Origin of the sequence: Pseudoalteromonas sp. NFXS39, from assembly GCF_040148775.1 — a bacterium.
Taxonomy (GTDB): Bacteria; Pseudomonadota; Gammaproteobacteria; order Enterobacterales; family Alteromonadaceae; genus Pseudoalteromonas; species Pseudoalteromonas apostichopi.
The window spans coordinates 55,412-70,974 of sequence record NZ_JAGDEC010000005.1 but is presented as its reverse complement, the minus strand read 5'-3'; the positions used below and the strand labels follow the sequence as shown (position 1 = coordinate 70,974).

Annotated in this window: 11 protein-coding genes; 2 read left to right on the top strand and 9 right to left on the bottom strand. The window is 41.7% G+C overall.

The window, feature by feature from the left end; translation table 11 throughout:
* Positions 1 to 17 precede the first annotated feature (17 nt).
* From J3455_RS10670 to J3455_RS10650, 5 genes are all read right to left on the bottom strand, one after another.
* Positions 18 to 1,019 (bottom strand): branched-chain amino acid aminotransferase, encoded by a 1,002-nt coding sequence (locus J3455_RS10670; RefSeq protein ID WP_256854557.1) that lies wholly within the window; start codon positions 1,017 to 1,019, stop codon positions 18 to 20.
* 178 nt (positions 1,020 to 1,197) lie between these two features.
* Entirely contained in the window at positions 1,198 to 1,986 is a 789-nt protein-coding gene (locus tag J3455_RS10665) for an SDR family oxidoreductase (protein ID WP_256854476.1), read from the bottom strand.
* Positions 1,987 to 2,007: 21 nt separating this feature from the next.
* Positions 2,008 to 2,511, bottom strand: a complete 504-nt coding sequence (locus J3455_RS10660; RefSeq protein WP_130051684.1) for an Mpo1 family 2-hydroxy fatty acid dioxygenase — start codon at positions 2,509 to 2,511, stop codon at positions 2,008 to 2,010.
* A 105-nt stretch (positions 2,512 to 2,616) separates the two neighbouring features.
* Positions 2,617 to 3,021, bottom strand: coding sequence for a hypothetical protein (locus J3455_RS10655; protein ID WP_349561709.1), 405 nt, complete (start codon positions 3,019 to 3,021; stop codon positions 2,617 to 2,619).
* Between the two features lie 54 nt (positions 3,022 to 3,075).
* Positions 3,076 to 3,738, bottom strand: coding sequence for a Crp/Fnr family transcriptional regulator (locus J3455_RS10650; protein ID WP_167658843.1), 663 nt, complete (start codon positions 3,736 to 3,738; stop codon positions 3,076 to 3,078).
* 317 nt (positions 3,739 to 4,055) lie between these two features.
* Here J3455_RS10650 and J3455_RS10645 point away from each other — a divergent pair, with 317 nt between their 5' ends.
* Both J3455_RS10645 and J3455_RS10640 read left to right on the top strand, forming a co-directional pair.
* On the top strand, positions 4,056 to 5,345 hold the full coding sequence (locus J3455_RS10645) for an amidohydrolase (protein WP_130051688.1): 1,290 nt from the start codon (positions 4,056 to 4,058) through the stop codon (positions 5,343 to 5,345).
* A 117-nt stretch (positions 5,346 to 5,462) separates the two neighbouring features.
* Complete coding sequence (locus tag J3455_RS10640; RefSeq protein ID WP_130051689.1) at positions 5,463 to 6,092, top strand: trimeric intracellular cation channel family protein; 630 nt, start codon at positions 5,463 to 5,465, stop codon at positions 6,090 to 6,092.
* Here J3455_RS10640 and J3455_RS10635 read toward each other — a convergent pair.
* The 4 genes from J3455_RS10635 to recC are packed head-to-tail and all read right to left on the bottom strand — an operon-like array spanning position 6,089 to position 15,515.
* A complete protein-coding gene (locus J3455_RS10635) occupies positions 6,089 to 6,544 on the bottom strand; it encodes a GNAT family N-acetyltransferase (RefSeq protein WP_256854479.1) in 456 nt (151 codons plus the stop codon). The two genes, J3455_RS10640 and J3455_RS10635, sit on opposite strands and share 4 nt — an antisense overlap.
* The gene (recD, locus tag J3455_RS10630; protein WP_502935100.1) at positions 6,531 to 8,624 is read right to left on the bottom strand and encodes an exodeoxyribonuclease V subunit alpha; all 2,094 of its coding nucleotides are present in this window, start codon (positions 8,622 to 8,624) and stop codon (positions 6,531 to 6,533) included. The genes J3455_RS10635 and recD overlap by 14 nt, the downstream gene beginning before the upstream one ends.
* Positions 8,625 to 8,629: 5 nt before the next feature.
* Complete coding sequence (gene recB, locus J3455_RS10625; RefSeq protein WP_349561707.1) at positions 8,630 to 12,205, bottom strand: exodeoxyribonuclease V subunit beta; 3,576 nt, start codon at positions 12,203 to 12,205, stop codon at positions 8,630 to 8,632.
* A complete protein-coding gene (recC, locus tag J3455_RS10620) occupies positions 12,192 to 15,515 on the bottom strand; it encodes an exodeoxyribonuclease V subunit gamma (RefSeq protein ID WP_349561706.1) in 3,324 nt (1,107 codons plus the stop codon). Before recC ends, recB begins: the two co-directional genes overlap by 14 nt.
* Positions 15,516 to 15,563: the final 48 nt, after the last annotated feature.

Sequence of the window (15,563 nt, the reverse complement as noted above, 5' to 3'; positions counted from 1 at the left end):
AGTAAACACTCTTGAGATTATACTTTTGTTAACCAACCATGTGTATCTGCTGATTTACCCCATTGAATATCATTCAGTGCTTGACGTAATTTAGCGACTTTCTCACCCGGCTCACCCGAACCTACTTTAAACTCTTGGTCGTTATGAATAAGCGTACCAACCGAAGTAAGTACCGCAGCAGTACCCGATAACGCTGCTTCAGTTCCTGGCTTAGCAGCTCTTTCAAGCAACTCAGAAACGGTAAAATTACGCTCAGATACCGTCATACCTAAATCTTTCGCAATCGTTAAAATACTATTACGCGTCACGCCGTGTAAGAATGTGCTATCAAGCGCTTTTGTGATGATTTCATCACCATCAATTAGAATAAAGTTTGCAGCACCAGTCTCTTGAACATCGCCACCTGGGCAGAACAAAATTTGGTCTGCTTGATGTTCTGAACGAGCCTCTAAGATTGGGCCTAATGCACTTGCGTAGTTACCACCACTTTTAACCATACCCATGTGTGGAGCACAGCGCATGCCGTCTTCTTCAAGTAATACGCGTAATGCCGTTGCACCACCTGAAAAATAATCACCCACTGGCGAAAGTAATACATAAAGAAGTGAGCTCATTGACGGTGCAGCGGCTTTACCAATTGCTGCTTCTGTACCAATGTGAGTTGGGCGAATATACATAGAACCCGGAGGTGTTGGTGTTTCGTCTGCGTACTCTTTTACAATGTCTTTGATCATTTGCTCGAGCATGCTTTCTTCAAAGTCAGGTAAGTTTAGTAACTTAGAGCTTTGTTTCATACGAGCAATGTTAGCATCCATACGAAAGATATAGACCGAGCCATCTTCGTGACGAAATGCTTTTAATCCTTCAAAACAGGTGCTTGAGTAATGTAATACGTGAGCACCCGCATGTAATTCGATTTTATCAGATGGGACCAGCGCGCTTTCACTCCATGAGTTATCAGCAAAACGTGCTTGGATCATTTGTGGCATAAATACAGTACCAAATGCGGCCATTGTTATTCTCTCTTGTTTGGACTACTTTTACCCCATTGTAAGCTAATCTATCCCCGTTTAACCATAGCAAACTAGTGCCTTTTATAGATTATAGTGATAATAATTCGACCGTTTGGTACAAAAAATGTGCAAGCCATGTTGCACATTGTTTACTGAGAATCATTTACTAATAAATAATAGCGAATTATCGGTAATTCATTTTTGCCGTTAGCCGATTAAAGAAGCTCGGAAAGAAGCGTTTAATGGTCGGTGCTAAACCACTTATGCCTTCACCAATTACAACCTCATCTTTTTCAGCTTCAATGGCTTTAATCATTTTTGCAGCGGCTTTAGCGACATCCATGCCGTTCTCAATTGAATGCTCTGGCTTATTTTGTGGCTTACCTTGGCCATCTAATGAGTTATGTGCAATGGCTGTTTTAATTGAACCTGGGCAAATGGTCAGGCAATTAATGTTTTTATCAGCTAATTCTGCTCTTAAGCAATCCATGAAGCCGACTACCGCATACTTAGAGCCCGAATAACCAGTTCTAAACTTCGAACCAACTTTACCTGCGACACTGCTAATTGAAACCACCATCCCCATACCTTGCTTCACCATTTGCGGTACGACCGCCTTAGTTAAGGCAATTAAACCAAAGTAATTCACTTCCATCAGTTGGCGATAAACCGTAAATTCATTTTCTAAAAATAAGCTACGCTGCGACACCCCACCGTTATTGATAAGCACATCAACTTGGCCAAGTCGCTCTATCACCGCAGGCATATCTTCAAGTAAGGCTTCGGGTTTTGCCAAATCAAGGGGGACTACGTGATGATTACCACCGAGTCGTTTATTCAGCTTATTGAGTTTATCTTCATTGCGGGCAGACAATATTAGCGTTGCCCCTTTTGCCGCCAGTTGCTCACAAAGTGCTTCACCAATTCCAGAAGATGCCCCAGTTACCCAAACTGTTTTACCATTTAATTGCATATGTGTTCCTTATTATTGTTGTTATGCTTTGTTAGGCCCAGCATGTTGTTCGATATAATCAGCAATATCTTTATAAAAACCAAGCATAATCAAGAACTCGGCTAATACAAATAAAGGCCCTATTACCAAACCAATTAAATCGTCAACAAAGGCTGGCTTTTTACCTTCAAAATAATGACCAATAAACTGAAAAACCCAACCAACAACGAAACTGCCAATACTTACGGCTAGCCATAATTGTGTTGAAAGTGACACCACAGGCTCAGCAGCAATGCTTAACACACTTAAGCATACAGCCATAATTAACCCCATCGATAAACTAAGCATTAAGTAATAGAGACAGGTGAGTCCAATCACCACGGTTGCTAAAGAGATGACAACAGGCTCAGAGATAAGCGTGACGCGTTGCAATAAACAAATAATTGCAAACACAATTAATGGAATGCCAATAAAGTGGGTGTAAATATTGCGTTTAGAACGGTGATAAAGGGCGTAATTTGTCAGTTGTTGTTTTAATGTTTTCATTATATTTTCCTGCCAAAACTGTGTTCAAAACTCAGATTAGCAGATAATTTACTAGCAAGAATGTCAACTATCCGACATTTTAACTAGCTCTATTAAACTCGCATATCAAATCAGCGCATCAATTATCTTGCCTTTGTCGGCCTCTGGCTGCATATCCATGCGTTCGCGTCCTTTTTGATACTCTTCATCAAGCATCGCTTGCAGCTCATTCATTTTTTCTTGCAGTGCTTTGGTGTCGGCACCTTGTTGCTGCATTTGTTCCGCTAGTTTTTCTATTTGCGCTTTTATTTCGTCAATTTTCTCTTTATCAACACCGAGTCGCTGATAAACCAAGGCTTCTTGCGCCTGTGCTAGAAAAGAGCTGGGCTGTGAGTGCTTTTGCAACAGTTGTTGTGCTGAAGATGCAGGCGTATGCATGGCCTTCACACCCTCAGGGCGGGCCGTTTGCGAAAGCTTAGTAGCAGCCGAAGTATGATGAGGGTTATATTGATTATGAAACGTAATTGCCACAAGTTGTCTTCCGTTTAAGCTTGATTACAGCTTTGTAGCAATTTTAGTTCCAAACTAGCATTGAGATTGCAATTTATCGATATCAATTATTTCAATCGTTTGATATTTAAGATTAATAATTGAATCAGCTTGCAGGGATTGCAAAATTTGATTAACAGTTTGCCGTGTTAGATAGGTCATATCGGCAAGTTGTTGCTGGGTAAGCGGCAAACAGTTTTGCAGTGATGACTGATAAAGCATGTATAAGCGCTTAATCACCTTTTGCTTTGCAGTTAGTAATGCGTGATCTTCTAATGAATCAAACAGATTTCGCACTTTGTTAGTAAGCAACAGCCCAAAATCATGCCAATAAGCGGGATGATCTTGTAATAACTGAGTTAATGCCCGTTCTGATACGTGTAAAAGCCTTACCGTAGTTTGTGCATACACATCGTGGGTGCGTTGACCACCATCAAACAAAGCAACTTCACCAAACCACATTGCACTGGTTACAAAACTGAGTACAGCTTCTTTGCCTTGGTTATTAACGCCAGAAACTCTAAGCACGCCATTAATAACACAATACAGACCATTATTTTCATCACCACGCAAAAACAATGCATCACCGGCATTTAAGGTGATTAATTTAGCATTTTTTACTAGCTTGTCCCTAAATAATTGTGTTCGATTTTTAAACCATTTATCTTGGTTAATAACCGAAAGGTCTTGTTCATTCAAGTGTTTATCCTTTACATTAGTGTAGTGTGCATATATCCAAGCCACCTCAAAATGCAGAATTCAGCGTTTCACAGGTGCTTAATATCAAGGCGTTACTTTGCAAGAATGGCATTCCCTTTTAAGAAGTAACAACGATGAGAGTAAGTGCCTGCGAAGCGCCCAAAGGATTGGTTTAAAAGCGATTTATACTGCGTTATTGATTTTAACAATAGAACATCTATTACTTGCAATCAATGCCTTGCCTAAACCGCTTTTATTTCCAACTGAAACTCGTATTTTGAGGTTGTTTGGATTTCTAAATAATAAAAGGATACGGGATGTTAAACAAACTACTTTCGACCAGCCTACTTCTCAGTGCTATTTCTACCCCTGCATTTGCTAGTGATATTAATACTGAACTTAAATCTGCAAATAAAAGCGTCAGCGAAAAAGTCATTAAATGGCGCCGTCATTTACACCAAAACCCAGAACTTAGTAACCGTGAGTTTGAAACTGCCAAATACGTAGCTAAGCATTTACGCTCTTTAGGCCTTGAAGTGCAAACAGGTGTTGCTCATACAGGTGTCGTTGCCAAACTGAAAGGTGGTAAAAAAGGTCCGCTTATTGCGCTGCGTGCTGATATGGATGCATTACCTGTTAAAGAGCAAGTAGATTTACCATTCGCGTCAACTCAAACGGCTGAATACAAAGGTAATACAGTTGGCGTAATGCATGCCTGCGGTCATGATAACCATGTGGCTATTTTAATGGCGGCAGCGGAGTCTTTAGTTAAAATTAAAGACCAACTAGCAGGTGATATTCTATTTGTCTTCCAACCTGCTGAAGAAGGTGCTCCAGAGGGCGAAGAAGGCGGTGCTGAGCTTATGCTTAAAGAAGGCTTATTTAAAGAAAAGCCAGAAGCCGTATTTGGTTTACACGTAACCAGCTCACTTAATACCGGACAAATTGGTTTTCGTGAAGGACCGTTAATGGCCAGCGCCGATAAATTTACAATCACAGTAAAAGGCCGCCAAACTCACGGTTCTCGTCCTTGGAATGGTGTTGACCCAATTGTAGCTTCATCACAAATTATTATGGCAACTCAAACCATTGCTTCACGCCAAGTTGATGTAACCAAAGCGCCTTCAGTGGTTTCATTTGGTGCCATTAATGGTGGTATACGTAACAACATCATCCCAGATCAAGTTGAAATGGTTGGCACAATTCGTACCTTTGACCAAGAAATGCGTGCTGACATTAAAAAACGTTTAGCTAAAACCGCTGAGATGGTGGCTGAATCTGGTGGCGCAGAAGCGCATGTTCACATTGACCATGGTTACCCAGTAACAGTGAACGATGTTGAACTTACCAAGAAAATGGCCCCAACACTTGCAGGTGTGGTTGGCAAAGAAAACCTGATCACAACCCCACTTATCACAGGTGCAGAAGACTTTAGTTACTACGCCTTAGAAACACCAGGAATGTTCTTTTTCTTAGGTGTAACACCAAAAGGTCAAGATGCTGTTACAGCGCCAAGTAATCATTCACCACACTTTTTTGCAGACGAGAAAGCTTTACAGCTTGGAGTAAATGCAATGACGCAATTAGTGATTGATTACCTTAAATAATCAATACTCTCATACCTGCGGGTAACATCATTACCCGCCCTATTTTCTTGTCTGTTCAGCATCAATAAAGTTCATTTTGCTAAGGTTAACTTACTATCAAATAGGTAAGGAAGCCTCATGACATCAGAATACTTTCACTTTTTAAGCATTATCGGTGTAGCATTTTTTGCAATCTCTGGCACCTTACTGGGTCATGAAAAAAGTGTCGGTGGTTTTGGTGTGGTGGTGGTTGCCACGGTAACAGCAATAGGAGGTGGAACATTACGCGATATTTTGCTCAATAAGCCGGTCTTTTGGATAGCCCAACCAGATTATTTATATGCTACTTACATTGCCATTTTTGCCTCCATTTTATCGATTCGTCATTTACCCGATTTAAGTAACACCACCATGTTGTTAATGGATGCCGTAGGTATGGCAATTTTCAATATTATCGGTATAGAAAAGGCACTAATAGAAGGAGCTGATATGGTTGTTGCAATTACTATGGGCATGACCACCGGTATTTTTGGTGGCTTGATGCGCGATGTAATTTGCCGAGAAGTGCCTCTAGTTATGGGTGAAGAGCTTTATTCAACCGCTTGCTTATCGGGAGGGTTAACCTATGCTGCCTTATTCACCCTTGAGGTAAGCTATATTTGGTGCATTATTGGCGCATTTGCTGTGACGGTATTTTTAAGATTAGGCGCCATCCATTTTGGTTGGCAACCTAACCTGTTTCGTAAAAGCAGCTTTAAACGCTCTTAGCAGGTCATATAAATACACCCGTCGAGTGGCATGTCAGCTGGGTACTGGGTTTGTATAAAACCCAGTTTCTCATAGGCCGTTTTAGCAAGGGTATTGTGGGTATACACAAACAAAGACAAGCTATCGCACTGCAACTGCTGTTTACCCTGCTCTCCCAGTAAATTTATCAGCACTTTTGCAAGACCTTTGCCACGCTCGCTTGGCGCGATAACTAACCGCCCTAAATGACAACGCCCTTCACGTAAATAGTATTGACCAAACCCAAGCATCTGGCCATCGCCATTAACCAGCGCGTAGGAATTCAGCGCATCTAGGTTTAAATCTTTTTTAAAGCTTTGTGTATCAAATGGATATTTAAAAAATGGCCCTGACCAAATACGCAGTTCTGCCTCTGTGTTAAACCAACCCATTAACTGGTTAAGTTGGATGTCGGTTACTTTAACGAGCTTCATGTTTTAACCTATCGTATAAACCTGATGCACGAGTAACAGATTTATTCATGGCCATTAGCAATACATTTTTATCGGCCACCAGCTCAAATGTGGTTTTCGCGCGGGTGATCCCCGTGTAAACCAACTGTCTGTTAATCCCCTGATTAGCCTGTTTAATTGGCGGTAAAATCATCGCGGTGTAAGCAAACTCTGAGCCTTGCGACTTATGAATAGTCATTGCATATACTTTATCGTGAGCGGGTAAACGTGCTGGTGAAAAGGCACGAATGTTTTCTTGTTCATCAATAAACATGGCTTTTAACTGACCTTGCTCATCATACATTAAAATACCTATGTCGCCATTAAACAGTTTTAACTGATAGTCGTTTTGGCTGATCATTATTGGCATACCCACATAGTGCCTTTGATATGGCGCAATTAAGCCTTGTTGAGTAAGTGCTTTTTCAATACGCTGATTAAGGCTATTTACTCCATAATCTCCCTCTCTGACGGCAGCTAGTAACTGATAATGCGCAAATGCTTTATGCACACTGGCTACACTTGCCCCTTGCTGGATAAGATGCAAATAATCGTGGTATTGCAAAGCCGCTTGCTGCACAAAATACTCAATCGGTTTACTGATTACACTGTAATTAAGTTTAAGGTCTTTAAAACCGCCTTGATTAATCGTTTGCTCAACGTAGCCCAGTAAGCCACTATTATTGGTATTTACAGCTTGTGCTAATTGACCAATACCGCTGCTGCCGTCAAAACGATAACTTTGCTGTAAAAACGCAATACAATCGTTAAGTACAAAATGGCTGCTCGCCGCGGGTATAGCGCTCTGATTATTAAAACAAACGCGATTAAGCTGCGCAGCTCTTTCACTGCTGTAATCAGGCATTTTGCCAAGCTCTAACCCTTGGCATAGGTCACTAAGAATACTGCCCGTATCAACCGAAGCTAATTGGTCTTTATCGCCAAGTAAAATAAGCCTTGCATGACTAGGTAGTGCTTCGATTAGTTTTGCCATAAGCGACAAATCAACCATCGATGCTTCATCAATAATCAGAACATCTAAATGCAGCGGGTTACGCTTGTTATGGCGAAACTTATTAGTATGCGGAATAACGCCAAGTAAGCGGTGAATCGTTTGCGCACTGTCTGGAATAAGTGGCGCGATATTCTCAGGGATCATACTGAGCTTTTGCTTCGCCCCTAAAATCGACTCGGTTAAACGAGCTGCCGCTTTACCTGTCGGTGCAACCAGCTTTATTTTTAGCGGTGCACTGGCATACAAAGATTGTAATATGGCTAGTAGCTTAGTTACCGTGGTGGTTTTACCGGTACCCGGGCCGCCAGTGATCACACTAAAGCCTTTTGTTGCAGCTATCGCACAGGCTACTTTTTGCCAGTTTAATGTTTTAACAGGATCGCTTGGGTTGGTTGTATGCTCACTGTTTGGAAAATACACCTCAAGTAATGCCTTTAATGCAGCTTCATCAAGGGTGAGCTCTTTCGTTGCTAAATGATGTAAACGCGATGCCAGTGTGGTTTCGTACTCTGCCAAACGGGCAAAGTAAAGTTTATTAGCAAACAATAGCAGTGGCTTGTCGTCCCCTACGCACTCAGCATTCATTAGTCTATTAACGGCCTCAGTAAGACCAAATTCCATATCAAACGGCGTTAAAACCTCAGGGGCTGCGATACTGGCATCAGCTAAGCTTTGCTGTTTAATTTCAAACGGATTTTGCCAGTTTATATTAGCCAGCTCTAAACAGCTGTGCTGACTTTGCTGCGCTGCCGCAAGCAATAAAATCAGGTAAAAAACCTCACTGTGCGCTGTATCGTTATTCTCTATCAATGTTTGTGAACCGGTTAAAAGCTCTGCGAGCTTAACATCAACCAAGCGAATACGTTTTGCCTCAAGCAAATAACTCAATAGAGGCTGAGTTTTAACTTCTATAGCAGGCAACGCTGAATCGTTTTCAACATGTTTCGTTGATTGTTCTGCTTGTTGATTTTTACTAGCCTGTTCATTACTGTTTGATTGCTTATTCATAGGCTCGTGGGGTTCATGATCATCAAAGCCGAATGTCATTTGACTCATAGCATGGCTCCTTGTGCGAATAAGCTATCAAGCTCAGATATTTGCTGTTTCGTTAGCTGATTAAAGTACACCCCTTGCCCTTCGCTCATACCACGTAAGAAGGTGTAGTAAACACCGCCTAAATGCATGTCGCTATCGTAATCTTGAATACGTTGCTGTAATAAACGGTGTAGTGCCACGGTATAAATTAAATACTGCAAATGATACTGATGACTGGTCATAGCTTGCTCTAGTTGCTCATGTTGGTAGTCAGCCGCACTATTACCTAAAAAGTTCGATTTATAATCAAGAATATAATACTTACCCTGCCAGCAAAATATTAAATCTATAAAGCCTTTTAGTAAGCCTTGCACCTCACTAAAATCAAGCTGTCCTGGTAATTTAAAATGTTGCACCAACACTTGGTTAAGCTTATCGCTTGAAAGCGATAACAACGGTAAATTAAATTCCATTTCGACCAAACACGTATCAGGTTCAAGTACTGATAAACTAAGCCCTTTATCGTTTAATGGGCAGTTCAATGCTGCTAGGATCCACTGCTCTGTCATTTCCTGCCAGCTATCATCAATATGGTATTTTTCAAATAATTTTTTGATCACTTTATCAAGTGCATGGTCGTCTTGCTCAGTGGCTGGACGCTTTAACGCATAAGGGTCGGTAAAGTCCAATTGCTCAAATATTTCATGTAAACAACTACCCGGCTTTGCGCCTTTAGGAAAGCTGTAAGATGTTATAGCATTTGCATTTTGGGCTAAAAACTCATCTTTTGCGTGGTCTTCATCACTGCGCCCAAGTTCAATGTGGTCAGTATGCTTTTTCAGCGTTAAGCTACTAAAGCTGGTTGAGCGCCAATCACGCTGGATCTCTGCTTTTACAGTATTTACTTTATAGACTTGTTCTCTGTCAGAACTGCCTAATCTTAGCTTTTCAAGCTCATCTGCTTGGGTAAATACCTCATAGTGCATGTGCGCTGAACCATTACAAAATTCTTGTAACAATGCTCGCCATTCATCGCCCGATTTAACATCTAACCCTGCAAATAATACGTGGCCAATGCTAGTACTTTGAATGCCCGGACGAGCACTGCGACCTTGCGCAATGTTATACATCCCCACTGAGCAAAAATGCACGGCACGAGTCAGCGCCACATAGAGCAATCGTAAATCTTCGGCCAAGCGCTCTTGCTCTGCTTTTTGCATTGCATCATCACTTTTAGCAAGATCATAAATCAACTTACCGTCTTTATGATAAAGGGCTTCTTTGCTTTCGCGATAACCACAGGCAAACGGCATGAATACAATCGGGTACTCTAAGCCTTTTGAGGCGTGCATGGTGACAATTTTCACCAAATTAGCATCGCTTTCTAGGCGTACTTGCACCGCTTCACCATCTTGTTGGCTGACTTTTTGCGCAAACCAACGCAGCAATCTATGGGTTCCCTCAAGCTCAATTTGCTTTTGCTGTAAAATTTCCCCTAAATGGCGGAAATCGGTAAGCCAGCGTTCAACATTGTAACCTAAGCCTTGCCAACGCGCTGCGAGTTGATTATGGCTTAATAAACGCTCGAGCATCGCCATGGCGCCTTGTTTATGCCAAATATGGGCAAGCTGAGCAAAAAAGTTTAAATGCTCTTGCCATGCACTTTCATTTTCGTGAAGTTCATAAATGCGGTTGTAGCTTAAGCAAAACAATGGCCCGGCAAGAACACCACGCAGTAATGACTCATCATACTGACCATGTAATGCTGTTAAAAAGTTAAGTAAATGGTGACTAAGCTCTTGGTTAAACACACTATCACGCGACAAATACACGCTGGCAATGGTAGCTTCTGCAAGTGCGGCTTTCATCAGCTGTGCTTCGTTTCGATCTCGCACTAACACACAGATATCGGCAGCAGTAAGTGGTTTTCCTGCAATAGTCGCATCGCCTGCATCAGCTTGCTTGAGTAGCTCAGTGATTTTTTTCGTATACTGCAAAGCTAATGCCTGTTGAGCCCCCCCTTTGCTAGTTGGCTTGTTGTTCGCTTCTGCGTATTCATCAACAAAAACCGAAAATTCAAACGCACTGGGCATTTCACCGTTTATTAAAAACGCTTTGTCTTGCTGTTTTCCTTTTGCATTAACCTTTTGAAATGGGATTGCGTCGTTGTAAATAAAGCTATTGCCATTTTTAGCAAATAAGCGGTTTACGCTATCAACAACCCCTTCACTTGAGCGGTAGTTGGTATCGAGGGTGTATTGTTTGTCATCTGAAACGGCTTGTTTTGCGCCAATATAAGTAAAAATATCTGCACCACGGAAACCGTAAATAGCCTGTTTTGGGTCACCTATCATGGCAAGCGTGGTGTTTTTAATGCCATAAATGCGGCTAAAAATACCATATTGAACGGGGTCAGTATCTTGGAATTCGTCTATCATGGCAACCGGAAACAAGGCGGCAATTTTTTCACTTAACGCTTTGCCTTGCTCACTTAAAAGCGCCTGATGCAAGTTACTTAATAAGTCATCAGGGGTGATCACGCCTTGCTCTTGCTTACGTTTAACTAATGCATTTGCCACCCATTTAGCAGCATATTGCACTATCGCAATATTCAATCCGTTGTTGATAAGGCTACTCAGTTTGGCCATTTCATCAAACTGAGCCACCATTGCATGACTAAGCAAACTACCGTTTTTCTTGTAATTTGCAGGATCGTTTAAACTCTCTGAGCCCCATACTTCAAACGAGTATTTACTGGTACCAAATACAAAAAACAACTCATCATTGTTTAGGTATTCTTCAAGCGCTGCAAGGCTGTTTTTTCGACCTGGGGTTTTTGAGCCACTTAAATCAGATGCTTTTACAGCATTAATAAACTCACTCTCACGGCACGCCTTTTTAAATGCCGGTACTTTTGCCACAAAGTTGTCGCGCGCTTGCCATATATCGTCAAGGTCATACTCAGGGGTGATTGTTGCCCCTTGCTTGTTGAGTAAACTCACTACCTGTGAATACAGTGATGCAGGCACTGGGAAAATATCGGTAATTGCTTGCGTGCGCTCTTTTGATTGTGGGTAGACAAAGGCACGCCAAAAGTCATTGAGAGTTTCTTGAATAAGCTCACGCTCATCTAAAATAAACTCTAAGTTAAACGCCACACCTGATTCAAAAGCATGTTGTTTCAGCATTCGTTGACAAAAGCCATGAATAGTGAATATAGCGGCTTCATCCATCGACTTTGCCGCGGCGTCTAACAAATCAAATGCCGCGTGTTTATCAGTCACCTCATTAATTACTTGCTCAATCAGCTCATCATCGGGCTTTTTACCAAGTAGAGCATCTCTGGCATTGATTATGCGCGCCCGCACGCGGTCTTTAATTTCTTGCGTTGCGGCCTCTGTGAAGGTCACCACCAGTATTTGCTCAACACTAAGCGGCGTATTCAATTGTTCATTTTCACCGGTCGCTTTTTGTAAGCCCAACAAATACCGTAAATACAAACCAGTGATGGTGTAAGTTTTACCCGTACCCGCACTGGCTTCAATAAGGCTTTGCCCACACAGCGCCATACTCATTGGATTAAGCGTTTGCATGATCTGCCTCCTGTGCTAATTCAACTAGTGGCGATAACAGCAGCTCGCTCCATTTAATAAACTCTTCTTCACAGTCTTTTAGGCTCTTTATGGTTAAACGAATATACGGGTTTTCGCCTTCACCCTTGCCTATGTATTGCGGCGCGAATTTATTGTTTGCTTTGACCATATCTTTATCTGTTTTTATATACTCGTAGCCACTGACTGGGAAAAACGCCACTGGGCGAGTTAAAAGTGTTTCATAGAGCGAGAACCAATCGTTTAAATACTTGCGGGCATCGTCTTCTGACAAAGGTGAAAAACTAATTTGCTTGTCTAAACCAAGAATGAGGGTTTCAACTGACTGGCCCATTATTTGCGCCGCTAAATGATGCACAAAGCCCCTAATAACATCTTTTGCTTTAATACTGGCGGTGCGATAAAACACCTGTTTTTGACCATATATATGATTTAACCAACCTTCTAATCTGGTGTTGGCAATTTTAATATTTACTTCAACGGGTAATGCTTCATCACCTTGAATATGCGCTTTTACTTGCCCTGCAAGAGCATCGACTCGGTGCTGCATACTTTCGAACACTAAGTCACCAACGTGTGCTTGCGGTAATTCACCACGCTGCATAATTTGCGCTTGGTTTAGAGGCATTTCTTGAATACTGGCTTCGAGAATTTCGTCTAGATAAAAGTAGCGACGTAACGCGTCTAAGCTAAACGGCTCTTCATCTTTAGCAATATCGTTAAATTGCGGCAAGCGTAAACCCAAGCTTTGCTGATAAAAGCTCTCGTGAGGCTGGCAAATACTGCGAATAAACTGACTTAACTCAACGCTACTTTCTGGCTGAACATTAAGCGCTTGCTGAGGCTCAGGATTGACACTTTGAGTTGGCATCCAAACAGGATTATAGCTATGTAATTGTGTTGCTAATGGTTTGTCTGCTTTTTGCTTATCATCACTTTTCTCTGTCAGATAATAGGCTGGGTTGAATGGCTGTAAGTGCTGATAATTAATCAGCGCCTCTGGAAGCTTTAAGTCTGTTTCTTGATCTGCAAATTCAAAACTACGTGCTATATATTCTAGCAGTTCGCTCACTAAGGTTGACGGCATTCTTGGTTGGTTATCAAAGCATGAGCGACCAATATAACTGATGTATAGATTCTCACGAGCACTTAAAATCGCTTCTAAAAACAGGTAACGGTCGTCGAGTTTACGAGAGCGGTCCCCTTTTTGGCGTTTTGAGTAAGGTACTAAGTCAAAACCAATTGGCTGAACTGTTCGCGGATAATCGGCATCATTTAAACCCAGCATACACACTACTTTAAATGGCACAGCCCGCATTGGCATCAAGGTACAAAAGTTAACTTGTCCCACTAAAAAGCGCTGCCCTACGCCTTTTTCTTGAATACCTTGTTTAACAAGGTAACTAACAATGCGCTGCGAAACGTTTTGTTGATAATCGCCATTTTCATAATGCTTGATCAGCGTATCAAGTACTTTTTGTAGGACTAATAAATCCCAGCTTTGCTCTCCTTCATCACTGTATACTTCACCTAATAACTCTTTTAGCGTTTCTGCTTTTTCATTGAGTGGTGCATCAGCTTGTAGCTTGGTTTTATAACGTGCCAGTACGTCAATAAATTCAATCAGTTTATTCAGCGTGTTTAGTGCCATGCCTTCCACTTCATCGGCACTGTAAATGCCCGAGAAAGGCAACTGTTCATCACGTTGTGCAACACCCAATAGCAAGCGGTTTAAACCGTGTTGCCAGGTATTTAAATCAATCGCAGGTAAGCCAAAACTGTCTTTGTGAGCTGCATCTAAGCCCCATTTTACGCCAACACGTTCAAGCCAAAAACCAATTTGCTCATATTCATGCGGTTCGAGATTAAATTTCTCGGCAATTTGCGTGACTTGCAGTAAATCAAGAATGTCAGACACACCAAAGCGTGAGTAAGGTAAATCAGCTAAACTTGCAAACGAGCTCAACACGGGCTTTTCTTGTTCTATAGCTAAATCAGCTAACGCATAAGGAATAAAGCGTCGCCCCTCTGCACCACCAAACACCGCTTCAATGTACGGGCTGTATGTGCCAACATCCGGCATCATTACAATAATATCTTTCGGTGTTAACTCTTTATTTTCATTAAATAAATTAAGCAAGTAATCGTGTAGTCGTTCTACTTCACGAAGTGGCGTGTGACAATCGCTAAGCACAATGCTGGTATCATCTGACTGAATTGGCAGTTTGCCTTCGTCATTGATGAACCATTCTTTATCAGGCGTTAGTGACTCACCCTTAAAGGCTAATTGGTAAATCTCAGACTGAATTTGTGATAACAAACTGTCATCAAAATCGTTATCGAATCCGTCAAGCCACTGCGCATCTAATTGCAGTAACTGCTCAAAATAGTCTCGGCCTAATTTACCCCACGATGAGAGTAACGGGTTACCGATAAAAAAGTACTCGTGATCAGGGTTTTTCGCACTGTCTTCAAGTGCTTGTAACTGCGGGCGTTTAGCATATTTAGCGGTAATTTTGGCTGCTGTTTTTTCATCGAGTGTATCGCCCCAGTAATGTTCACTAGGGTTAAAGAAAAACAAAAATACCTGCGTTTTTTTCGCAATGGCCTGAAACACTTCAAGCTGGCTACTCGCAATTGCAGAAATACCAAATAAACTAATACGCTCAGGTAATAGGCTTGCGTCCATTTTTTCAAGGGCTGCAAGGAGTTTGTCTTGCATATTTGCGCGGTGATATTGGCTTTGCCCTAATTCTTTACTATGCGCCACCAGCTTACGCCAAAGATCTGGTTGCCATGGTGCAATGCCTACATCAACATCATCAAGCTCATCGATGCCCTGCTCCCAAGTTGCAATCCAATTAGGACGATACATTAAATATTGGTCATAAACGTCGGCAATTTTCTCGCACAAGGCAAACGTTTTTTGCCCTTCAGTGTCACCATCTAAATAGGTTTTGAGTGGTAAATACAGCGGCTCATCAATGCAGTTTGGTAAAATCGCAAACAGCTTCCAAGCAAGGTTAGCTTTGTTATACGGTGATTCGCTGGGTACATCGGGCAACAATTGCTGATAAAGCTGCCAAATAAAACTTGAAGGTAGCGGAAAATCAACCTGAGCAGCAATCCCTAAGTGTTCACTTAAGCCTATTTTTAGCCACTGCGACATACCCGGTGACTGCACAAGCACAATTTCTTTTTTAAAGGGACTCGTTAATGGATTAACTTTAAGAAGAGCGTGAAACCGCGCTTGCAGTGCTTCCATGCGATTTGATTGAATTATATTCAGCACTTTACACTGTCCTTGCTTGAAACTAACTAATTGACACAGTGTAAGATA